Here is a 22,333-nt window from a genome sequence, read left to right as displayed (position 1 = left end):
ATGTAGATGAAAGAGGCCGGTCAGCGGCGGCGTGCGAGCACGCGCAGCCGGACGTAGTCGGCCAGCGGCTGGCCGGCGGCATTGCGCGGCAGGTCGGCCAGCAGCGCGCTGGCGGCTTCGCGCACGGTCGCACGGGCCTCGGCCGGCAGATCGTCGAGCAGCGGCGCAGCGAAAACCCGCAGCCAGCCGGCCACGCCGGTTGGCAGCGCGGTCGGGCGCGGCGTGCATTCGATCAGCTGCACGTGGAAGCCATGCTGGCGCAGGCGGTCGGCGTAGGCGTCGGCCGTGGGGAAGTACCACTGGAACGTGCTGGCACCGTGGCCATGCGCTGCACGCGCGGCCTGCACTGCGGCGATGATCGTGGCCACGTTGCCATGGCCGCCGAACTCGGCGACGAAGCGCCCGCCGGGGCGCAGCGCGCGGCGCACGCCTTCCAGCACGCGGTCCGGCGTGGTCATCCAATGCAGTGCGGCATTGCTGAACACGGCATCGAATTCGCCGTCGAACGACAGCGCGTGCCCATCCATCACCTGGGCGTCGACACCGCGGGCACGGGCGGCGATGACCAGTTCCGGCGAGGCATCCACGCCGTGGATGCGGGCGCCGCTGAGGGCCAGCTCGGTGCTGAGCACGCCATCGCCACAGCCCAGGTCGAGGATGCGTTCACCGGCGCGCGGGTCGAGCAGGCGCGATACCGCGCCACCCAGCAGCGGCACGAAGCCGGCATCGATCGCATAGTCCTGGGCGTTCCACTGCTGGCCAGCGGCGCTGGCCGGGGTGGGGGTGTCGAAGGCGCTCATGGTGGGTTCCTCAGGCGGTGGCGGAAGCGGGAACGTCGGTGCCGCTGTGGGTGGCGGCCTGGCGCTGGCGCAGCAGGCGGTTGGCCACGTCCAGCCAGGCCAGTGCGGAGGCCTCGATGATGTCCTTGCTGGTACCGGTGCCGTCGTACTCCACGCCTTCGTGGCGCACGCTCAGATTGGCTTCACCGCGCGCATCGGCGCCGATGCCGACGCTGTGCACGTGGTAGCTGTCCAGCATCAGCTGCACGCCGGTGGCGGCCGACAGTGCGCCAAACAGCGCATCGACCGGGCCATCGCCCTGCGCGGTCTCAGCCACGCGATTGCCGTCCGGGTCGGACAGTTCGACCAGCGCGTTGGCGCGGCTGCCGACATCGCTGATGGTCATCGAGGCCAGCCGGTAGCCCTGTGCGTTGGAGCCACCCTGCATCAGCGCCTGCAGGTCGGCGTCGGTCACCACGCGCTGCTGTTCGCACAGGCCCTTGAACTGCTCGAACACCAGCTTCAGTTCGTCTTCGTCCAGCCAGAAGCCCAGCGCACGCAGGCGCGCTTCGACGGCGGCGCGGCCGCTGTGGCGGCCCAGCACCATCTGCGAATCCTCCCAGCCGACGTCTTCCGGACGCATGATTTCGTAGGTGCCGCGGTGGCGCAGCATGCCGTGCTGGTGGATGCCCGATTCGTGGGCGAACGCATTGGCGCCGACGATGGCCTTGTTGCGCTGCACCGGCATGCCGACCAGGCGCTGCAGCAGCTGCGAGGTGCCGACGATGCGCGGCGTGTTGATCGAACTGTCCTGTTCGTAGAAGGCCTGGCGCACCTTCAGCACCATCGCGATTTCTTCCAGCGAACAGTTGCCTGCACGTTCGCCGATGCCATTGATGGTGCACTCGACCTGGCGTGCGCCGCCTTCGATGGCAGCCAGCGAGTTGGCCACGGCCAGGCCCAGGTCATTGTGGCAGTGCGCGCTGAAGATCACATTGGCGGCGTTCGGCACGTCGGCGACGCCAGCGATGACCTGCTGGAACATCGCGCGGATCTCTTCCGGCGTGGTGAAGCCGACGGTGTCGGGCAGGTTGATGGTGGTGGCGCCGGCGGCAATGGCCACGCGCGAGACTTCGATCAGGTAGTCCAGCTCGGTGCGGGTGGCATCCTCGGCCGAGAATTCGACATCGTCGATGTACGAGCGTGCCAGCGATACATGCTTGCGTACCGACTCCAATACCTGCTCGCGGGTCATCCGCAGCTTGTGCTCGCGGTGCAGCGGGCTGGTTGACAGGAACACGTGCAGGCGCGGGTTGGCCGCAGCTTCCAGTGCACGTGCCGAGGTCTCGATGTCGGCCTGCAGGCAGCGCGACAGCACCGCCAGGCTCAGGCTCGGGCGGCGCAGTTCGCGGCCGATCAGGGCCATCGCCTCGCGGTCGGACTGCGAGCTGGCCGGGAAGCCGGTCTCGATGATGTCCACGCCCAGTTCGTCCAGCGCACGCGCCATCACCAGCTTCTGCGGCGGGCTCATGCTGCAGCCGGGGGACTGCTCGCCGTCACGCAGGGTGGTGTCGAAGATGCGGATGCGCGGGGTGGTAATTCGTTCGATGGTGGTCACAGGGAAATCTCCTCGACAGCGGGTGCGACGGCTTGCAGGGGGGAAGGGGAAGAGGCGGGGGAGGCGAGGGCGCTGGCCTTGCTGGGCGAGCGCGGTGTTTCGCTGCGCCGTCGCCGAGGCTTGCGCGGCGGGCGCGGACGGATGTCGGTGAGCAGGCCGGCCAGGACACCGGCATCGATGTTGCCGCCGGATACCACCGCGCACTTGCGGCGGCCGGCCACGCGGCGGCCTGCGGCCAGCGCCAGCGCGCCGGCGCCCTCGGCGATGATGTGTTCTTCCAGTGCCAGCCGGACCAGGGTTTCGCGCAGCTCGGCCTCGCGCACGATCACCACGTCATCCAGCAGTGAGGTGCACAGGCGGCGGGTGAGGAAACCGGGAATCTTGACCCGCACGCCGTCGGCCAGCGAGGCGACGGGGGCGATCTCGCGCACGTCGCCGCGGATCGCGCGTGCCATCGAATCAACGCCTTCCACCTGCGCGCCGACCACGCGCACGCCCTGTGATTTCAGCGCCAGTGCAACGCCGGAAGCCAGCCCGCCGCCACCGATCGGCACGATCACCACGTCCGGCGCGTGCGGGGCCAGCTCGATGCCGACGGTGCCCTGGCCGGCGATCACGTCGGCGTCGTCGAAAGCGGACAGGAAGCGGTAACCGTGGCGTTGCGCCAGTTCGACGGCGAAGGCGTAGGCCTCGTCGTAGCTGGTGCCATGCTGGCGCACGGTGGCGCCCCAATGGGCGACGCCGGCGATCTTGGTGGCCGGTGCGCCATGCGGCATCACGGTGATGGCCGGCACGTCCAGGCGGTAGGCGGCCCATGCCACGCCCTGGGCGTGGTTGCCGGCCGAGGCGCAGATCACCGGCCGGGTGTCACCGCGCTCGCGGCCGGCCAGCAGCGCGTTCAGGGCGCCGCGTACCTTGTAGGAACCGGTGCGCTGCAGGTTCTCCAGCTTCAGCCAGGTGCCGAAGCGCTCGGCATGGTGCAGCGGGGTGGGCGGCAGGAAGCGGCGCAGGCGGGCCTGCGCTGCCAGGACGTCGGCAACGCTTACGTCGCCGACATCGCTTTCCTGGTTGGTGTCAGCGGCCGGCATGGGCCACCAGCGCGGTGCGGAGGACCGCCGCATGCGGGCACGGACGACGAAGAAGACGCCTCCGTACCGGCACCGTGGTCGCTACGGTACGGGTGTTCATGGGGCTGCTCCTTCCACGGCCGTGACCTGCACGGACACGCAATCGTAGATCTTCTCGATCTGGCGGCACAGCGTTTCCGCCGGGCGCTGGCCATCCACCACCAGCTGCAGGTGCCAGCGGCCATCGTCGGCGGCCACCGGCGCACCGCTGATCGCGCGCGGCGCGAAGCCGCGGCGTTCGGCCATGCCGATCACGCGCAGCAGCGCGCCTTCGGCCGGGTGCAGCACCAGGTCAAGCCGGTAGTGCATTGGGGGTCTCCTGGCGGGCGTGGGCGGGGTTGCTTTCCAGCATCGTGCTGTTGGCGGTGTTCGGCGGCACCAGCGGCCACACGTTGGCGCGCGCATCGATGGCCACGTGCAGCAGCGCCGGGCCTGGCTCGGCCAGCAGCGCGGCCAGGCCGCCCTCGACGTCGTCGCGTGCGTCGATGCGGGTCGCGGCGATGCCGAACACCTGCGCCAGCGCGACGAAGTCGGGGTTGTCGGACAGGTCGATCTCGCTGTAGCGCTCGGCGAAGAACAGTTCCTGCCACTGCCGCACCATGCCCAGCGAACTGTTGTCCAGCAGCACGATCTTCACCGGCAGGCGGCAGCGCGCGATGGTGGCCAGCTCCTGCACGTTCATCATGAAGCTGCCATCGCCGGACACCAGCACCACGGTACGTTCCGGGCACGCAAACTGCGCGCCCATCGCCGCTGGCAGGCCAAAGCCCATGGTGCCCAGCGCGCCACTGGTCAGGTGGTTGCGCGGGTGGTTGAAGCGGCAGTGCTGCGCGACCCACATCTGGTGCTGGCCGACATCGCAGGCGATCACCGCATCGGCCGGCGCCAGTTCGCTCAGGCGCTTCAGCAGTGCGGGGGCGTAGATGTGCTGGCCCGGTGCGTCGTAGCGCGCGGCGAAGCGATCGCGGTGCTGTGCACAGCGCTTGCGCCATGCGTCCTGATGGGCCTTGGGGGAGGGGAAGGCCGCACGCAGGGCACGGATGGCATGGCCGACGTTGCCGGGCACGGCGATATCGGCGCTGCGCAGCTTGGAGATCTCGTAGGCGTCGGCATCGATATGGACGACGCGGGCGAACGGTGCGAACTCCGCCAGCTTGCCGGTCGCGCGGTCGTCGAAGCGCGCGCCCAGCACCAGCAGCAGGTCGCTTTCCTGCACCGCCATGTTGGCCGCGCGGGTACCGTGCATGCCCAGCATGCCCAGCGACTGCGGATGGCTGGCCGGCAGCGCGCCCAGCCCGCGCAGCGTCATCACGGTGGGGATGGCGCTGGCTTCGACGAAGTCGCGCAGGTCCTGCACCGCATCGCCCAGCGCGATGCCGCCCCCGGCGTAGACCACCGGCTTCTCGGCCGCGGCCAGCGCGGCAATGGCCTCGGCGATGGCGGCCTCGGCCGGTGCTGGCGGCGGTTCGACGCCGCTGGGCACATGCGCCGGCAGATGGCTGGCATCGGCCAACTGCACATCCTTGGGCAGGTCGATCAGCACCGGGCCGGGGCGACCCTCACGGGCAATGCGGAACGCATCGGCCACCACGCGCGGCAGGTCATCGACGCTGCGCACCAGCCAGCTGTGCTTGACGATCGGCATCGTCAGGCCGAACACATCCAGTTCCTGGAAGGCGTCGGTACCCAGCAGCGGCGTGCCGACCTGGCCGGTGATGCAGACCATCGGCACCGAATCCAGCATCGCATCGGCGATGCCGGTCACCAGGTTCGAGGCGCCCGGGCCGGAGGTGGCCACGCAGACGCCGACCTGGCCACTGGCGCGGGCGAAGCCATTCGCCGCCAGTGCGGCACCCTGCTCGTGGCGCACCAGGATGTGCTTCAGCGACGAATCCACCAGCGCGTCGTAGAACGGCATGATGGTGCCGCCGGGATAGCCGAACAGCGTGCGGACGCCTTCGGCTTCCAGCGCCTGGGTCAGCCAGCGCGCGCCGTTGGGCGGCGCGCTGCGGTGTGTGGAAGAGTTCATGGGGGAACCTTGCAAAGCGGGTGGGGGAGGGCCGCGCGGTTACGCGGCCTGTCCTTGCAACCAGACCATCTTGGCGCGCAGTTCCTTGCCCACCTTCTCGATCGGGTGCTCCAGGTCGGCCTGCTTGAACCGGTTGTAGTTCGGCAGGCCCGCTTCGTACTCGGCCACCCAGTTCTTGGTGAAGGTGCCGTCCTGGATGTCCTTCAGCACTTCCTTCATGCGCGCCTTGGTGCTGGCGTCGATCACCCGCGGGCCGCTGACGTAGTCGCCGTACTGCGCGGTTTCAGAGATGAATTCCAGCATGCGCGAGATGCCACCTTCGTAGAACAGGTCGACGATCAGCTTCAGTTCGTGCAGCACTTCGTAGTAGGCGATCTCCGGCTGGTAGCCCGCTTCCACCAGGGTCTCGAAACCGGCCTGCACCAGCGCCGAGGCGCCGCCGCACAGCACCGCCTGCTCGCCGAACAGGTCGGTCTCGGTCTCTTCTTTGAAGGTGGTCTGGATCAGGTTGGCGCGTGCACCGCCGAGGCCGGCCGCATAGGCCAGTGCGTACTCGGCGGCCTTGCCGCTCTTGTCCTGGTAGACCGCCCAGATGCAGGGCACGCCACGGCCGATCTCGTACTCGCGGCGCACCAGCGCGCCCGGGCCCTTGGGCGCAACCAGCACCACGTCCAGGTCTTCGCGCGGCCTGATCATGTCGAAGTGCACGTTCAGGCCGTGCGCGAACAACAGCACCGCACCCTGTTTCATGTTCGGCGCCAGCACGTCGTCGTAGAGCTTCTTCTGCACCATGTCCGGCGTCAGCACGGCGACCAGGTCGGCATCCTTCACCGCATCCGCCGGTGCTTTCACGGTGAAGCCATCGGCCTGTGCCTTGACCTCGGTCGGGCCGCCCGGACGCAGGCCTACCACCACGTCGAAGCCGGATTCGCGCAGGTTCAGTGCGTGGGCGCGGCCCTGGCTGCCGTAGCCGATGACGGCGATCTTGGTCTGGGGCAGGTCGTTGGTGCTCATGGGGGAGGTTCCTTGCGGTGGGAAGAAAAAAGAACGGCCGGTCGTCGAGGTGACGTACCGGCCGGTCAGGGGAAAGCGGCGGAGGAGGCACCATGCGCCGCACAGGCACAGCCACCGCGAGATGTCGTAGTGGTGCTGCTCCAGGTGTTGACGTTGGCGGTGTTCATGGTGGTTGCGTCTGAAACCAGGTCCTGAAATGAAAAAACCCGCACCGGGGCGGGTGCGGGTTTTGATGAGTTCCGGTGTATCTGCTGCTTACACGCTGGCTCGTCCCGCACCTGTTGGTTGGGTAATAAGTACGAGCACAAGAATCGAACGCAGCGAGGCGGCGCCGGTGGCGGCGGCTTCGATGTGGATTCGCGGTGGCGTGTTGTGATGCAACATGTGATCGAGAGAAACACAGCCGTTTTGGCGGTGTCAACCCTCGCGGCAGAATTTTTCAAGGTTTCGGCTGCATCCGGCGCAATCGCTTGTGGCGCAAGGATGGTTGCCGCTGAAAGTGTTTCGGTGAACCCGAATTCACTCCTTTCAGGGCGGTTTTTGCGCGGAATCCGGCGGCTTTCTGCCTTGGTCTGCATCCACCCCGGGATCAACGTCCATGACCTCTGCCCGATACCGCAGGGAGGTCGCAGCGGCGAAGATCAGGGGATCACCCTTCCATCGGAACCCGACCGTGTCCCGACGCCTTGCCCGATCCCTGCTGGCCGCCGCCGTGCTGGCCGCCGTGCCCGCATTGTCCCTCGCCGCCGACCGCATCACCGGCCACACCTTCGCCACCCGTTCGGAGGTGATCGCCCCGCATGCGATGGCCGCCACCTCGCAGCCGCTGGCCACCCAGATCGCGCTGGACGTGATGAAGGGGGGTGGTTCGGCGGTGGACGCGGCGATTGCCGCCAACGCGGCGCTTGGCCTGATGGAGCCGACCGGCAATGGCATCGGCGGCGACCTGTTCGCCATCGTCTGGGACCCGAAGACACAGAAGCTCTATGGCTACAACGGATCGGGCCGCTCGCCGAAGTCGCTCACCCTGGCCGAGTTCCAGCGCCGTGGCCTGAAGGACATCCCGGCCACCGGCCCGTTGCCGGTGTCGGTGCCCGGTGCCGTCGACGGCTGGTTCGCCCTGCACGGCCGCTTCGGCCGCAAGCCGATGGCCGACAACCTGGCGCCGGCCATCCGTTACGCCCGCGAAGGCCACCCGGTGGCCGAAGTGATCGCCTACTACTGGGACCGCTCGGTGCCGAAGCTGTCGCAGTACCCGGGCTTCAAGGAGCAGTTCACGATCAACGGCCACGCCCCGCGCAAGGGCGAGATGTGGAAGAACCCGAACCTGGCCAGCACGCTGCAGAAGATTGCCGACGGTGGGCGCGACGCCTTCTACAAGGGCGACATCGCCCGCACCATCGGCGATTACTTCAAGGCCAATGGCGGCTACCTGAGCTACCAGGACATGGCCGACCACCAAGGTGAATGGGTCGAGCCGGTCAGCAGCAACTACCGTGGCTACGACGTCTGGGAGCTGCCGCCGAACAGCCAGGGCATCGCTGCGCTGCAGATCCTCAACGTGCTGGAAGGCTACGATTTCTCGAAGATCCCGTTCGGCTCACCTGAGCACGTGCACCTGTTCGTTGAAGCGAAGAAGCTGGCCTTCGCCGACCGTGCGCGCTTCTATGCCGACATGGCGTTCCAGCCGGCGCCGGTGCAGAAGCTGATCTCCAAGGAATACGCCGCGCAGCGCCGCGCGCTGATCTCGATGGACAAGGCGTTGAAGGAAGTACAGCCGGGCACGCCGAAGCAGCTGGAGGAGGGCGACACGATCTACATGACCGTGGCCGACGCCGACGGCATGATGGTGTCACTGATCCAGTCCAACTACCGCGGCATGGGCAGCGGCATGGCGCCGCCGGGGCTGGGCTTCATCCTGCAGGATCGTGGCGAGATGTTCGTGCTGCAGAAGAACCATCCCAACGGCTATGCCCCGGGCAAGCGCCCGTTCCAGACCATCATCCCGGCCTTCATCACCAAGGGCGGCAAGCCGTATGCCAGCTTCGGCGTGATGGGGGGGGCGATGCAGCCGCAGGGACACGCGCAGATCGTGATGAACCTGGTCGATTTCGGCATGAACCTGCAGGAGGCCGGCGACGCACCGCGGATCCAGCATGAAGGTTCGACCGAGCCGACCGGGCAGGCCACGGCGATGACCGACGGTGGTGAAGTGAACCTGGAAACCGGCTTCCCGTATGAAACCGTGCGTGCGTTGATGCGCAAGGGGCATCGCATCGTGTTCGCCGATGGTCCGTATGGTGGGTACCAGGCGATCATGCGCGATCCCGAGACCGGGGTTTATTACGGGGCTTCGGAGAGCCGCAAGGACGGGCAGGCGGCGGGGTATTGAGGTTTCCCGGCCAACGGGCTGAGCCCCCTCTGCGGTGGGTTCAGAAGCGGAATAGCTTGTTGGGCCGGGTGGGTAGGCTGTTCGGGGGACGCCGCAAGTACGTCCTTGTAGCCTTGGCAGCCGCATCCATGCGGCTGACACCCCCGCCCAGCCCACCCACCCGGCCTCTGACAGTTTTCTGCGGCCGCCACCGCAGGAAGAAAAAAGAAGATCAAAAGCAACAGCAACAGCCGCGTGCTGATGGTTGGGGTCGGATCCGTTTTCCGCAGGAAAACGGATCCGACCCCTTCTTGTTTTCCGATACACATCTTCCACGCAAAGCGTGGAAAACCAACCGTTACCGGGAAACTATCGGGGGTGGGGCGGTGTGGGTGGGCAGGACCGTTGGCGCCATGGATGGCGCCATCGAGCCCCCATGGATGGGTTCACGGCGTGTCCAGCCCACCCACACCGCCCCACCCAACCAGCAGAAACCCGGAGCCGCTTTTGAAGTTGTTGTTGCCGTTGCTTGAGAAAAGCAGTGCAGCCGCAGGCTGCAAAACCCCCTCAATCCCGATCCTGCGCGCGCGCGGCCTCCGCCTGCGTCTCCTCCTGCGCTGCCATCTCGCGTGCGATCCACGCATCGATCATGTGTCGCTGACGCTGCGCCTGGCGTCGCTCACGCGTGTATTCCTGGTCCAGTACCCGGTACAGCGACACCATCACCAGCACCATCAGCAGCGCGAACGGCAACGCCGCGATCGTGATCATGCCCTGCAGCGCATCCAGTCCACCGGCCAGCAGCAGTGCACCGGCAATCAGCGCCACGCCCACTCCCCAGGCCAGCTTGCGCTTGGACGGTGGGTCACCGGCTTCATCGGTGGACATGCTGGCCAGCACCAGTACCGCCGAGTCGGCCGACGTCACGAAGAAGATCATCAACAGCACCAGCGCGATGCACGACAGCAGCAACGGCAGCGGCATGCTGTCGAACATCGTGAACAGCACCGTCTCGTAGCCATTGCCCAGTGCCTGCACCAGGTCGGCCTGGCCGAAGATCTGCATCCAGATTGCGGTGCCGCCGAACACCGAGAACCAGAAGAAGCCCAGCAGCGTCGGGGCCAGCACCACGCCGATCATGAACTCGCGCACGCTGCGCCCGCGCGAAATGCGCGCGATGAACGAACCGACGAACGGTGCCCAGGAAATCCACCAGGCCCAGTAGAAGATCGTCCAGTCGGCCACCCAGGTGCTGGATGAGAACGGCGACATGCGCAGGCTCATCGTCACCAGCTGGTTGAGGTAGGAGCCGAGCGTGGTGGTGAACGTGTTGAAGATCGCGCCGGTCGGGCCCAGCACCAGCACCAGCAGCAACAGCACGGCCGCCAGGGCCAGGTTGAAGTTGGACAGCCATTTGACGCCGCGGTCGACACCGCTGAGCGTGGAGGCCATGTACAGCACGAAGGCCACTGCGATGATCACCAGCTGCAGCGTGGGGCCGGCGTGCAGGCCGAATACGCGCTCCATGCCCGCGGCGATCTGGATGGTGCCGAATCCCAGCGTGGTGGCGACGCCGATCGCGGTGGCGACGACAGCGGCGATGTTGACCACGCGGCCGATCCCGCCGCGGTGGTGGCGGCCGATGATCGGCTGCAGCATGTCACTGACCAGGCCCCGACCATTGCGGTTGAACTGGAACCAGGCCATTGCCAGGCCGATCAACGCGTAGATCGCCCAGGGGTGCAGGCCCCAATGGAAGAACGCGTAGCGCATCGACGCACGCGCAGCGTCCATGCTCTCCGGCGCCAGTCCCTCCGGTGGCTTGCTGAAGTGCGAAATGGGCTCGGCGGCGCCCCAGAACACCAGGCCGATGCCCATGCCGGCGGCGAACAGCATCGACATCCAGCTGGCCCGCGAGAACTCCGGCTCGGCGTCTTCGCCGCCGATGCGCAGATTGCCGAAGCGGCCAAAGGCCAGGTACATCAGGAACACCAGGGCCAGGAACACCACCAGCAGGTAGAGCCAGCCGATGCCACGGATGAGTTCGCCGAGGATGCTCTGCACCACGGCGTTGAAGGGGCCGGGGGCGATGCCGGCGAGCAGCACCAGCAGCAGGACCAGTGCGATGGAAACGCGAAACACCATGAAGGAGCTTCTCCGATCAAGGGGATTGAGGGGAGCGAGCAGAGCTTGCAGCGAGGGGCCGGCGGCGTGCAGCACGGACCGGGCAGGGGCCGCAGGGCGGCGAGGGAAGCATCGGTCGCAGCGACACGATGGGCGTGCACGTTACTGAACGCGACGTCATGGTTCTGTTAACGAGTAGCGATCACGGGCAGATCCGCTTCCCGCAGGAAAACGGATCTGCCCCCGCAGGCAACGCCGGAGGCGGGCGGTCTATGCTCTAATGCACGCCAAGAAGCGGGGGTACCGCGGCCACAGTTGGCCACGGTTGAGACAGTCCCTTGGAACCTGATCCGGCTCATACCGGCGTAGGGAAGCTTTGCAGTGCCGCCGTGCCCGGACGCCGCCCAAGGACCGTCCGCGCGCGTGCGCAGTGCGCCGCCGCTTCGTCCCTGACCTCCCTGGACGATGCCCGATGAACGCACAGCTCTCCGCCCTGCAGCAACAGGCCCAGCAACTCTCCGAATCCGTGACCCGGCCCATTCCCGGCTCGCGCAAGATCCACGTGCCCGGTTCGCGCCCGGATCTGCAGGTGCCGATGCGCGAGATCGCGTTGACCCGCACCCCGACGCTGTTCGGTGGCGAAGAGAATGCGCCGGTCACGGTCTATGACACGTCCGGCCCGTACACCGATCCGGACGTGCGCATCGACCTGTCTTCGGGCCTGCCGGCGCTGCGCCGGAGCTGGGTGGAGGAACGCGGCGATACCGAACAGCTCGATGGCCTGAGCTCGTCGTTCGGTCGCGATCGCGAGCATGACCCCAAGCTCGATGCCGTGCGCTTCCCCGCGCGCAGCCTGCCGCGCCGTGCCCGCGCAGGCGCCAATGTCACCCAGATGCACTACGCGCGCCGCGGCATCATCACGCCGGAAATGGAATTCGTCGCCATCCGCGAGAACCAGCGGCTGGACGCCATCCGCGATGCGGGCCTGCTGCAGCAGCATCCGGGCGAGGCGTTCGGCGCGTCGATCCAGAAGATCATCACCCCCGAGTTCGTACGTGACGAGATCGCGCGCGGCCGTGCGGTGCTGCCCAACAACATCAATCATCCGGAAAGCGAGCCGATGATCATCGGTCGCAATTTCCTGACCAAGATCAATGCCAACATCGGCAACAGTGCGGTTTCCTCGGGCATTGCCGAGGAAGTGGAGAAGCTGGTGTGGGCGATCCGCTGGGGCGGTGACACGGTGATGGACCTGTCCACCGGCAAGCACATCCACGAGACCCGCGAATGGATCATCCGCAATTCGCCGGTGGCGATCGGTACCGTGCCGATCTACCAGGCGCTGGAAAAGGTCGACGGCCGCGCCGAAGCGCTTACCTGGGAGATTTTCCGCGACACGCTGATCGAGCAGGCGGAACAGGGCGTGGACTACTTCACCATCCATGCCGGCGTGCTGCTGCGCTACGTGCCGCTCACCGCCAAGCGGGTGACCGGCATCGTCAGCCGCGGTGGTTCGATCATGGCCAAGTGGTGCCTGGCACACCACAAGGAGAACTTCCTCTACACGCACTTCGAAGACATCTGCGAGATCATGAAGGCCTACGACGTGACCTTCTCGCTGGGCGACGGCCTGCGCCCGGGCTGCATCGCCGACGCCAACGATGCCGCGCAGTTCGGTGAGCTGGAAACGCTGGGCGAGCTGACGAAGATCGCCTGGAAGCACGACGTGCAGACCATGATCGAAGGCCCTGGCCACGTGCCGATGCAGCTGATCAAGGAGAACATGGACAAGCAGCTGCGCGAGTGCGGCGAAGCGCCGTTCTATACGCTGGGGCCGTTGACCACCGATATCGCGCCGGGCTACGACCACATCACCAGCGCGATCGGTGCGGCGATGATTGGTTGGTTCGGCACGGCGATGCTCTGCTACGTGACGCCGAAGGAGCACCTCGGCCTGCCCAATCGCCAGGACGTGCGTGACGGCATCATGGCCTACCGCATCGCCGCGCATGCGGCCGACCTGGCCAAGGGCCATCCGGGCGCGCAGGTGCGCGACAACGCGCTGAGCAAGGCGCGCTTCGAGTTCCGCTGGGAAGACCAGTTCCACCTGGGCCTGGATCCGGAGAAGGCCAAGGAGTTCCATGACGAGACGCTGCCGAAGGATGCGCACAAGCTGGCGCACTTCTGCTCGATGTGCGGCCCGCACTTCTGTTCGATGAAGATCACCCAGGATGTGCGCGACTACGCCGAGGCGGGCATGAAGGAGAAGTCGGAGGAGTTCCGTGCCGCCGGCGCCGAGGTGTACCACCAGGGCTGATGCGGAAACGGGGTGCCGGCCAGCGGCCGGCACTACCGCTCATCACGCCGCGCCCGGCTATTCTCCGCCCATCACCCAGGGGAATGCACGCCATGCCCGTTGCGATCACCACCCGTTGGCTGGCCATTGCCCGCCGTCATCCCTCGGCCTGGTTGCTGGGCGCGCAGTTGCTGGCGGTGCTGCTGTACCCCGCGCTGGATGACACCGCCGCCGGCCGCGCGGCACTGGGCATGTTCGGCATGGCGGTTCTCGGCCTGGCGCTGTGGGTGGTCCAGCGCAGCCCGCTGGGTACCTGGCTGGCACTGTTGCTGGCCATTCCGTCGGTGGTGTTTTCGCTGGCCGGTGCGCTGCTCGACCGCACCACGCTGCTGACCACCGCGCAGTTGCTGGAAAGCCTGCTGTATTTCTATACGGCCGGCGCACTGATCGCCTACATGCTCCAGGACCACAAGGTCACCCGTGACGAGCTGTTCGCCGCCGGCGCGACCTTTACGCTGCTGGCGTGGGCGTTCGCCTTCGCATTCGCGGTGTGCCAGCAGTGGTATCCAGGCAGTTTCCATGGCTCCAGCGGTGGCGCGCAGCGCAGTTGGATGGAGCTTCTTTATCTGAGCTTCAGCTTGCTCTCCGGCGTCGGTCTGAGTGACGTCGTTCCACTGCATCCGCAGGCACGTGCACTGGTCATGCTGGAGCAGTTTTCCGGCGTGATGTACGTCGCTTTGGTGGTTTCGCGACTGGTCGGACTGACCATGTTGCGGCGTGTATGAAAATGAACGCCAGATAAAAATTTCGCGCCCAAAAGGGCGCGAATGGTGTCGCGAATTATGTGAATGCGTCGGCGAGAGAGAGCCTGATGTCGACCACGCGATAGGCGAGGTAACCGGCATAGGCTAGTATTCGCGCGCTCGATTGTTTTTGCGGTATGCGCCGATGCTTTGTGCGGAGTCTGGCTTTTCGCTGTTCCCAGGATGGGGCGGTATCGAAGGCAAACGCTGCCCGGGACTGTCTCTACTGTGTAGCAGAAAATGAACAGCAGCGAAATCCAGCCACCTGTATCCGACCGGATACGGATAGGAGAGTGCACCGTCACTCTGTCCTCGCGTGAGGTCGAGGTCGTCGGTGCGCGTCGTGCGCGCCGGCTGACGCCGAAAGCGCTGGGTGTGCTGCGCGTGCTGCTGCGGCAGCCGGGGCGCGTGGTGACCCGCGATGAACTGTTCGCGGAAGTGTGGCCGGACACGCTGCCGACCAACGATGTGCTCACCCAGGCTGTCACCCAGTTGCGCAAGGCGTTCAGCAACGACGACGGCAACGGGCAGGCCTATATCGAAACCATCGCCAAGACCGGCTACCGGCTGCGGGTGCCGGTGCAGGTGCTGGACGATGCCGGGCCTGCGGCCGCAGTCGCGGCTGAGGACGAAGACCTGGCCGTGCAGCCGGAGACTGCTGCTGCGTTGCCCGCGCATGCAGAGGGCGCGCGCCGTCGCTGGCGCCATGTCCGCCGTCGCGTGCTGCTGGCACTGGGCCTGGTGATGCTGGCGTTGCTGCTGGTGCTCACCGCGCTGTTGCTGCGTCGGGCGCCGGCCAGCAGTTCGGCGGTAGAGGCTGCCGTGGAAAACGGCACGCGGGTGATCGGCAGCCCGCAGCGTCCGTATCGGTTGATCACCGCGACCAGCGGCTTTGAAACCTATCCCACGCTGTCACCGGACGGTTCGCTGGTGGCCTATGAAGGGGCCAACGAAGACGGCAACGGCGGTGGCGCGATCAAGGTGCAGACCTCCGGCAACGCGCCGGCGCGCCAGTTGCTGGTTCCCCCGGCCGGTGCGGTCGATCGCTTCCCGAACTGGTCGCCGGATGGTCGTGAGATCGCCTTTGCGCGGTTCTCCGCCGACGGTGGCTGCCAGGTGCTGATCGCCAGCGCCACCGGCGGCGCGCTGCGCCAGGCCACCCGCTGCGATGGCACTGAACTGCTCAGCTTCGACTGGACGCCTGATGGGCGTGGCCTGGTGTTCGGCAGCATGGTTGGGCGCTATGCACACCGTGGCATCCGCGTGCTGGACCTGGCCAGTGGCCAGTGGCGTGCGCTGGCGTACAGCGTCGACGAGGATGACTTCGACTATGCGCCGCGCTATTCGCCCGACGGGCAATGGCTGGTGTTCGTGCGCAATCCGCAGCTCGGTGATCTGTGGCGGGTGCCCGCTGCGGGTGGCACGCCGGAGCAGTTGACCAACGAAGCGGCCGAGCTGCGTGGCTGGGCCTGGCTGGACGACGGCCGCACCATCGTGTTCGGCCGTCGCGTCGACAGCGAAGCCCGGCTCTATTACCTGGATGTGGAGCGGCACACGCTGCGCGATGCCGGCCTGGATGATGCGCAATGGCCGGCCGTGTCACGACGCGGTGGCATGCTGGCCTTCGTTCACCGGCGCGCACAGTTCGGCGTGTTCAAGGTGCCCATGCAGGGCAACGGCGCGCCCGAGCGCCTGTTTGCCTCCAGCGGCCGCGATGGGCAGCCGATGGCAGCGCCCGATGGGCGCCAGCTGGTCTTTACCTCCGATCGCTCCGGCAGCTTCGGGCTGTGGTGGGCGGACATGCAGCGGCCCGATTCGCTGCGTCCCATCGAAGGCCTGCGGCCCGAAGCGCGGCAGGCACCGGACTGGTCGGCCGACAGCCGTCGGCTGCTGGTGGTCGGCCGCGATGCGCATGGGCGGACCGTGGTCTACGAGATCGCGCCACGCGATGAACGCCTGCAACCGCTGCCGGTGCCGGCCGAACAGCCGCTGCAGGCGCTGTATGGCGCGGCGCCGGAGCAGGTGTTCGTGGTCGAACGCGATGCCGACCAGCGCACCCGGTTGAGCCTGTATGACCGCAGCGCCCAGCCGTGGCGGCGGCTGGCCAGCATCGACGGGGTGTCGCAGGCGCGCTTCGACCGCAACAGCGGCCGCGTGTTGTTCACCCGCCTGGCGGCCGGGGGACTGTGGTCGGTGGACGCAGGATTGTCGCCGGCCAGCGTGCAGCAGATCAGCGATGACCGGCCCAGCCGCTGGCGATACCGGGCCTGGACGGTGGCCGGCAACAACGGCATCGGCTACCTCGGTACCTCGACCACGTGTGGCACCACCTTCGTGCGCATCCAGCCCGGCCACGAAGAGCCGGAACGCTGCCTGGACGCCGAACGGCTCAGTGCCGGCAACGGGCTCAGCGCCAGCGCGGATGGGCGTGACCTGTTCGTGGCGATGGCGGTCAGTGATGGCGCCGACATCGGCGTGATGCGGTTGCCCGAGCGCCCTCCCGCGCTGTTCCCGGCGTTCTCCAAGTTGTTGTTGTTCAAGGGAAATGGACCTTCGTAATTTCTTCGTCGCGATCTCGTGGCGATTTCGTGGCGATCTCGTCTGACTTTCCTGACGCGGTGCCGCCTCATTTGGCAAAACGGAGGCCTGTACTAGGCAAATCCGTGGTGCCCCCATGCGTCAACTCTCGCTGGCCGATCGCGGCCAATCCGTTTCCCTGGACCGGTCGATCGACGATGCCGCGCCGACCTGCCTCGGCGTAGCCCGCCTGGGCAGCCTGCAGACCGCCGGTTCGAGCTTCACCGTCTGGATGCAGGTACGTGGCAGTTCCTGGGTCGAGGCCAAGGAAGGGCGCTTCCGCCTGCGCCAGGGCGAGTGGATCGCGTTCGAGAAGGAATCGCGGCCGCTGGTGCAGGCCGGCCGCAACGGGCTGTGCGTCGGCCTGAACCTGAACGTTGAAGCGCTTCGCGTGTTGACCGAAATGGCCGACTGCGGCCTGTATGCCGGTCGCGGCCGCATGAACCGCAGTGATGCCCGCGTCGCGCTGCGCCTGTGGCGCGACGCGCTGGCCAGCGGCCAGCCGGCCCAGGCCCTGCGTCCGCTGCTGCTGCACCTGGCGGGCCTGCAGCGTGGCCTCGCCGACAACGTGCAGCGCTGTCCGGGCCGCTCGCGCAGCCGCAAGCGCCAGGTGTTCGGCCGCATGCAGCGCGCGCGCCTCTATCTGGAAGGCAACAGCCACCGGGTGGTGCGCATCGGCGAACTGGCCGAGCTGACCAATTTCTCCAGCTGGTATCTCTCCAAGACCTTCCAGAGCCTGTACGAGGAAAGCCCGCAGTCGCTTTCGGCACGGCTGCGCCTCGAACGCGCCGCTGATCTGCTGCGCGACACCGACATGATGGTGGGCGAGGTCGCCGCCGCCAGCGGTTTCGACAACTGCTGCAGCTTCGCGCGTGCGTTCCGCGCCCGCTACGGCCAGTCCGCGTCGCGCTTCAGGGAGAACGGTGGCTTGCTCCCGCCACAATCCGCAAAGTCTCCGGTTGGTTCGCGCAAATACAGCGCTGCAACGCAATCGTAACGTGCTGGGGTGTTTTAACACGCTGCTAACACGTACCTTGGAGAGATAGATGAACGTTCGTAATCCCGCAGTGCGGTTCGGCCTGCTGCCGGCCGGCATTGCGCTGGCGCTGGCGCCGGCCTTTGCTTCCGCCCAGGAAGCAAAGGGCACCACCGACCTGGACCGCATTTCGGTCACCGGCTCGCGCATCCGCGGCGCTTCGGTGGAGACCCAGCAGCCGATCCTGACGATGACCCGCGAATCCCTGGAAAAGCAGGGCTTCTCGAGCGTCGCCGACGTGCTGAACAACCTGACCTCGGCCGGCTCTCCGGCCATTTCGCGTTCGGAGTCGCTGGCTTCGGGCGAGAACGTGGGCGGCTACTACGTCGACATCCGCAATCTGGGCGCCCAGCGAACCCTGGTGCTGATGAACGGCAAGCGCCTGGGCGCAACCACCGCCGGTTACCAGGATCTGAGCCAGATCCCGATGTCGGCCGTTGAGCGCATCGAAATCCTGAAGGACGGCGCCTCGTCGATCTACGGTTCCGATGCCATCGCCGGCGTGGTCAACGTGATCACCCGCAAGAACTTCGACGGCGGCGAAGCCAACGTCTACGTCGGCCAGTACGGCAAGGGCGACGGCGACACCGAAACCTATTCGATGACCCTCGGTGCCCGCGGCGAGCGCGGCAGCCTGACCCTGTCGGCCGAGTACTCGAAGCAGGACCCGGTGTGGGCCAAGGACCGCTGGTACAGCCGTGACGGCTCGCTGGGTCCGAACTCGACCTCGGCCACCTGGAGCCCGATCAGCCAGAACGGCAGCTGGTGCAACCCGACCCAGGTCAACTGCGGCGACTCCAAGCAGGCTGTCTGGAAGACCCTGAACGCCGGCGGCAACCCGAAGAACCCGAATGACTACCACGTCATCACGGCAGACGAATTCGCCAACTCCAACGAGCAGATGACCCTGCTGACCGGTGTGAAGCGCAAGTCGGTCTACATCAACGGTACCTACGACTTCACCGATTCGATCAGCCTGAACACCGACGTGCTCTACAACGAGCGCCAGACGTTCCAGCAGATCGCCGGCTATCCGTTCCAGTCCAACTCCTTCGGCACCCCGCTGGAAGGTTCGAGCGCCTTCAACCCGGTCGGCCAGGACGTCAGCTTCCGTCGTCGCCTGTGGGAAGTGCCGCGTACCACTGACAGCCAGCTGAAGACCCTGCGCTTCGCTCCGACCCTGACCGGCTTCTTCGAGCTGGGCGGCAAGACCTTCGACTGGGATGTCGGCGCGCTGTGGAACCGCAACGAGTCGATCAAGAGCAACCGCGGCGACATGAGCCTGATCGCTGCAGGCCAGGCGCTGGGCCCGTCGTTCATCGACGCCGGCGGCATTGCCCGCTGCGGCACCTCGGCCAAGCCGATCCTGGGCGACTGCCGCCCGTGGAACCCGCTGCTGCCGTACGGTGTTGATGGCCAGGGTTCGCTGGCGAACCAGGAACTGCAGGACTTCCTGTTCCCGACCTTCACCACCCGCGGCGTCACCAAGACCACCAGCTTCACCGCTAACCTGTCGGGCGCCATCGTGACCCTGCCGGCCGGCGACCTGGGCTTCGCCCTGGGTGTCGAGCACCGCAAGGAAGAAGGCAACTACGTGCCGGACGCCTTCGCGCAGTCGGGCCAGTCCACCGGCCTGGGCCAGAAGCCGACCCGCGGCCAGTACGATCTGAACGAGGTCTACCTCGAGCTGAACGTGCCGCTGCTGGCCGACATGGCCTTCGCCAAGGAACTGACCCTGAACGTTGCCAGCCGTTACTCGGACTACAGCAACTTCGGCGGCACCACCAACAGCAAGTTCGGCCTGACCTGGCGTCCGCTGGATGAGCTGCTGGTCCGCGGCACCTACGCCGAGGGCTTCCGCGCTCCGACCATCAGCGACCTGTACGGTGGCCTGAGCTCGAGCTTCGAGTCGTACATCGATCCGTGCGGCGTGAAGGCCCCGGGCAGCGTTGCCGGCAATGCCGCATGCACCGCCGCCGGCGCTCCGGCCAACTACGTGCAGCTGGGCCAGGGCAACCTGCCGTGCTCGACCCTGCCGTGCCAGTCGGGTGACCAGTTCGTCTCGGGTGCCAACCCGAACCTGAAGCCGGAAACCTCCAAGAGCACCACCTTCGGCCTGGTGTGGAGCCCGCGTTGGGTGCAGGGCCTGGACGTCTCGCTGGATTGGTACAAGTACGAAATCAGCGACATGATCATCGCTGACAGCGTCGACCGCATCCTGCGTGACTGCTACGTGCTGGGCAACGCCGAGCGCTGCTCGAGCGTGACCCGTGCGGCTGACGGCCACGTCAGTGCGATCACCTACGGCACCGCCAACCTCGGCAAGATGAAGACCGAAGGTTACGACCTGGGCATCAAGTACCGCCTGCCGGAACTGGCCATCGGTCAGTTCAGCATCGACTGGCAGACCAGCTACACCGCCAAGTACGACGAGCAGGGCCAGAACAGCGCGGGTGACAACATCATGATCGGCCGCGTCGGCGAGCCGGGCCTGTTCCGCGTGCGTTCGAACCTGGGCGTCAACTGGCAGTACGGCGATTTCGGTGTGAACTACACCGCGCGCTACTACTCCGGCATGAAGGAAAGCTGCATCTCGCTGGCTGATGGCTGGTGCGATGCGCCGAACCACATGGCCAACGGCGAGACCGATCCGCTGCGTCACACCGGTTCCAACACCTTCCACGACCTGCAGGTCAGCTGGAAGGCACCGTGGGATGCGACGATCGCCCTGGGCGCGAACAACGTGTTCGACCACAAGGGTCCGCTCCAGTACTCGGCTCCGAACTCGGCGTTCGCCTACTACGGCGGCTTCGACGTGGGTCGCTTCCTGTACATGAAGTACACCCAGCGCTTCTGATCCATCGAAGTGCGGTAGCAACAGAAGGAGGGCGGACCGAACGGTCCGCCCTCTTTTTTTGTAGGGTTTTTCCGGAAACTGTTGGAAGGTGAGCGCAGTCACGGTCCCGTCGTGTCGTAATCAACACAGTCAGGAGGTCCAATACCGGACGCTTGCATGTGGAGAGGGATATGAAGCACACGTTGCTGCGCCAGGCATCAGCGGCTGTACTGATCTATGCGACGCTGGTGGGCGCGGTGTTCGCGCAGGGCCTCGGGGTCTGCGGTGGCGGCCTCTACTGCGAAGAGTTCCGCCAGCAATGCCTGGCCAGTGGCAAGTCACCGGTCATCTGCGAGTCGCAGTACCGTCGTTGCGTGCAGGACGCCTGCGGTACTCGCTGACGCAGCAAGGGCGCACCGCGTGGGTGCGCCCCTTGTCATTGGGCCATCGGCAACGCGCTCAGGCGTCGCTGGGCGCCAGCCCCATCAGCGCATTGGCGTGCTCGCGCCACTGCGGCAGCTTGTTGAGCACGCCTGCACGCTGCAGGTAGTCCTCATCCACCGGGTCGCCATTGACCAGCGCCAGCGCCACATGCACCGCCCCGGTCACCCAGAAGCTGCGGGTGTTGGCACGCTGCGGCTGCAGGTGGAAGGCCACCGCTTCGATGATCGGCATCGGCAGGCCCCACAGGCCCAGCAGGTAGGCACCGGCCTCGGCATGGCCCGGGCGCGCATCGCCGGCCAGCGAAGGCTCGCTGCGTTCGTTGCGTACGCCCGGCAGCAGCAGGCCGATGTCGGCCAGCAGTGCGGCGGTCGCACCCAGTTCGGCACTGGACTCGGGCAGCAGGCGCGCGGCCAGCCGCGAGGCAAGCAGTGCCCGCTGCTGCAGCGAATTGCGCTCGGCAGGCGACAGCGTCGGTGCCGAGAAGACTTCGCTGGCCAGCACCAGGTCGCGCAGCGTCGCCAGGCCCAGCCGGGTCACCGCGGTCCGCAGGTCGGCGATGGTGCGGCCCTGGCTGAAGAACGCCGAGTTCGACAGCTGCAGCACCTTGGCTGCGATCGCAGGATCGGCGGCCACCAGCTTGGCCACGTCGGCGCTGTCGGTGTCGTCGTCATGCTCGAGCGCCTGGGTCAGGCTCAGGTACAGGTGTGGCGGCGAAGGCAGTTTCTCGATGCGGCCGATGGCATCGCGCAGGCGCGGGCTGTCCAGCACTTCGCGCAGCTCTTCCAGGCTGGTCAGCGCTTCCAGCAGCACTTCCGGCGCCAGCGGCAGCGGCAGGAAACGATGGGCGACACCGATCAGGCGCGCCGGCGGTGGCCGGTTGCCGTGCTGGGCATCAACCAGCGCGATGCGGATGGTTTCCGGGCGCAAGGTGCGGATCTGGCCCAGCAACGTGGTGGCATTGAGATCGGGCAACTGCGGGCAGACGATCACCGCATCGACGCCCTGCGTGGCCACCGCGTTCATCGCGGCCTGGCCATCGGTGGCGGTCAACGGCTGCCAGTCTTCCCCAAGATCGGCAATGAATTCGGTCAGCTCGGCCGGCAGGCTGGCTGCATCCCCAACAAGCAGAATACGCACGACACATTCCCCTGGCTGTCTCGACGATGGATGTCGATGACGTGTGAAGTGACGCAATTTACCTAATACGGCACCAAGAGTGATGTGCCGTCGTCATGAAACGTGACCCGCATCGCTCCGGCGGACTGCCGCCGGAGCGATC

At 66.7% G+C, this 22,333-nt stretch carries 15 protein-coding genes and 1 riboswitch; of the genes, 7 read left to right on the top strand and 8 right to left on the bottom strand.

The features are described from left to right. Positions 1 to 20 precede the first annotated feature (20 nt). From NSQ78_RS17865 to ilvC, 6 genes are all read right to left on the bottom strand, one after another. Positions 21 to 800 (bottom strand): class I SAM-dependent methyltransferase, encoded by a 780-nt coding sequence (locus tag NSQ78_RS17865; protein ID WP_064239146.1) that lies wholly within the window; start codon positions 798 to 800, stop codon positions 21 to 23. Positions 801 to 810: 10 nt separating this feature from the next. Further along, a complete protein-coding gene (locus NSQ78_RS17860) occupies positions 811 to 2,397 on the bottom strand; it encodes a 2-isopropylmalate synthase (RefSeq protein WP_053461333.1) in 1,587 nt (528 codons plus the stop codon). Continuing rightward, positions 2,394 to 3,485, bottom strand: a complete 1,092-nt coding sequence (locus NSQ78_RS17855; RefSeq protein ID WP_064239145.1) for a threonine dehydratase — start codon at positions 3,483 to 3,485, stop codon at positions 2,394 to 2,396. Before NSQ78_RS17855 ends, NSQ78_RS17860 begins: the two co-directional genes overlap by 4 nt. A 96-nt stretch (positions 3,486 to 3,581) precedes the next feature. Beyond that, positions 3,582 to 3,833, bottom strand: a complete 252-nt coding sequence (locus tag NSQ78_RS17850) for an ACT domain-containing protein (protein WP_049469921.1) — start codon at positions 3,831 to 3,833, stop codon at positions 3,582 to 3,584. Continuing rightward, the gene (ilvG, locus tag NSQ78_RS17845) at positions 3,817 to 5,553 is read right to left on the bottom strand and encodes an acetolactate synthase 2 catalytic subunit (protein WP_057494572.1); all 1,737 of its coding nucleotides are present in this window, start codon (positions 5,551 to 5,553) and stop codon (positions 3,817 to 3,819) included. The genes NSQ78_RS17850 and ilvG overlap by 17 nt, the downstream gene beginning before the upstream one ends. A 39-nt stretch (positions 5,554 to 5,592) precedes the next feature. Further along, a complete protein-coding gene (gene ilvC, locus NSQ78_RS17840; RefSeq protein WP_049469916.1) occupies positions 5,593 to 6,567 on the bottom strand; it encodes a ketol-acid reductoisomerase in 975 nt (324 codons plus the stop codon). A 673-nt stretch (positions 6,568 to 7,240) separates the two neighbouring features. Between ilvC and ggt the strand changes: the two genes are divergently transcribed. After that, positions 7,241 to 8,959, top strand: coding sequence for a gamma-glutamyltransferase (gene ggt / locus NSQ78_RS17835; RefSeq protein ID WP_049469915.1), 1,719 nt, complete (start codon positions 7,241 to 7,243; stop codon positions 8,957 to 8,959). A gap of 546 nt (positions 8,960 to 9,505) precedes the next feature. On the opposite strand, the gene NSQ78_RS17830 is transcribed toward ggt, so the two are convergent. After that, the gene (locus NSQ78_RS17830; protein WP_064239144.1) at positions 9,506 to 11,083 is read right to left on the bottom strand and encodes a BCCT family transporter; all 1,578 of its coding nucleotides are present in this window, start codon (positions 11,081 to 11,083) and stop codon (positions 9,506 to 9,508) included. A gap of 265 nt (positions 11,084 to 11,348) precedes the next feature. Further along, positions 11,349 to 11,452: riboswitch (TPP riboswitch) on the top strand. 82 nt (positions 11,453 to 11,534) lie between these two features. Here NSQ78_RS17830 and thiC point away from each other — a divergent pair. The 6 genes from thiC to NSQ78_RS17800 all read left to right on the top strand — a co-directional run bounded on the left by thiC (position 11,535) and on the right by NSQ78_RS17800 (position 21,011). Beyond that, positions 11,535 to 13,379 carry a phosphomethylpyrimidine synthase ThiC gene (gene thiC, locus NSQ78_RS17825; RefSeq protein ID WP_064239143.1) on the top strand — a complete coding sequence of 615 codons (1,845 nt, stop codon included), beginning with the start codon at positions 11,535 to 11,537 and terminating at the stop codon, positions 13,377 to 13,379. Positions 13,380 to 13,471: 92 nt separating this feature from the next. Next, positions 13,472 to 14,143, top strand: coding sequence for an ion channel (locus NSQ78_RS17820; RefSeq protein WP_064239142.1), 672 nt, complete (start codon positions 13,472 to 13,474; stop codon positions 14,141 to 14,143). A gap of 258 nt (positions 14,144 to 14,401) precedes the next feature. Then, positions 14,402 to 16,720, top strand: coding sequence for a winged helix-turn-helix domain-containing protein (locus tag NSQ78_RS17815; RefSeq protein WP_064239141.1), 2,319 nt, complete (start codon positions 14,402 to 14,404; stop codon positions 16,718 to 16,720). A gap of 115 nt (positions 16,721 to 16,835) precedes the next feature. After that, positions 16,836 to 17,735 (top strand): helix-turn-helix transcriptional regulator, encoded by a 900-nt coding sequence (locus NSQ78_RS17810; protein ID WP_049466623.1) that lies wholly within the window; start codon positions 16,836 to 16,838, stop codon positions 17,733 to 17,735. 49 nt (positions 17,736 to 17,784) lie between these two features. Continuing rightward, a complete protein-coding gene (locus NSQ78_RS17805) occupies positions 17,785 to 20,631 on the top strand; it encodes a TonB-dependent receptor (protein ID WP_049466624.1) in 2,847 nt (948 codons plus the stop codon). Positions 20,632 to 20,801: 170 nt separating this feature from the next. After that, positions 20,802 to 21,011, top strand: a complete 210-nt coding sequence (locus NSQ78_RS17800; RefSeq protein ID WP_049466627.1) for a hypothetical protein — start codon at positions 20,802 to 20,804, stop codon at positions 21,009 to 21,011. Positions 21,012 to 21,069: 58 nt separating this feature from the next. On the opposite strand, the gene NSQ78_RS17795 is transcribed toward NSQ78_RS17800, so the two are convergent. Continuing rightward, a complete protein-coding gene (locus NSQ78_RS17795; RefSeq protein WP_057495195.1) occupies positions 21,070 to 22,191 on the bottom strand; it encodes an HDOD domain-containing protein in 1,122 nt (373 codons plus the stop codon). Positions 22,192 to 22,333: the final 142 nt, after the last annotated feature.

Source organism: Stenotrophomonas sp. FSL W7-1447, assembly GCF_037966425.1.
In the GTDB taxonomy this organism is placed as follows: domain Bacteria; phylum Pseudomonadota; class Gammaproteobacteria; order Xanthomonadales; family Xanthomonadaceae; genus Stenotrophomonas; species Stenotrophomonas pavanii.
This window is presented reverse-complemented; position numbering and strand designations above follow the sequence as displayed.

Bases quoted from the DNA above. Each gene is read 5' to 3' on its own strand.
- NSQ78_RS17805 (WP_049466624.1), top strand. From the start codon at position 17,785: ATGAACGTTCGTAATCCCGCAGTGCGGTTCGGCCTGCTGCCGGCCGGC.
- NSQ78_RS17810 (WP_049466623.1), top strand. From the start codon at position 16,836: ATGCGTCAACTCTCGCTGGCCGATCGCGGCCAATCCGTTTCCCTGGAC.
- NSQ78_RS17815 (WP_064239141.1), top strand. From the start codon at position 14,402: ATGAACAGCAGCGAAATCCAGCCACCTGTATCCGACCGGATACGGATA.
- ilvG (WP_057494572.1), bottom strand. From the start codon at position 5,553: ATGAACTCTTCCACACACCGCAGCGCGCCGCCCAACGGCGCGCGCTGG.
- ilvC (WP_049469916.1), bottom strand. From the start codon at position 6,567: ATGAGCACCAACGACCTGCCCCAGACCAAGATCGCCGTCATCGGCTAC.
- thiC (WP_064239143.1), top strand. From the start codon at position 11,535: ATGAACGCACAGCTCTCCGCCCTGCAGCAACAGGCCCAGCAACTCTCC.
- NSQ78_RS17850 (WP_049469921.1), bottom strand. From the start codon at position 3,833: ATGCACTACCGGCTTGACCTGGTGCTGCACCCGGCCGAAGGCGCGCTG.
- NSQ78_RS17830 (WP_064239144.1), bottom strand. From the start codon at position 11,083: ATGGTGTTTCGCGTTTCCATCGCACTGGTCCTGCTGCTGGTGCTGCTC.
- NSQ78_RS17800 (WP_049466627.1), top strand. From the start codon at position 20,802: ATGAAGCACACGTTGCTGCGCCAGGCATCAGCGGCTGTACTGATCTAT.
- NSQ78_RS17820 (WP_064239142.1), top strand. From the start codon at position 13,472: ATGCCCGTTGCGATCACCACCCGTTGGCTGGCCATTGCCCGCCGTCAT.
- NSQ78_RS17865 (WP_064239146.1), bottom strand. From the start codon at position 800: ATGAGCGCCTTCGACACCCCCACCCCGGCCAGCGCCGCTGGCCAGCAG.
- NSQ78_RS17855 (WP_064239145.1), bottom strand. From the start codon at position 3,485: ATGCCGGCCGCTGACACCAACCAGGAAAGCGATGTCGGCGACGTAAGC.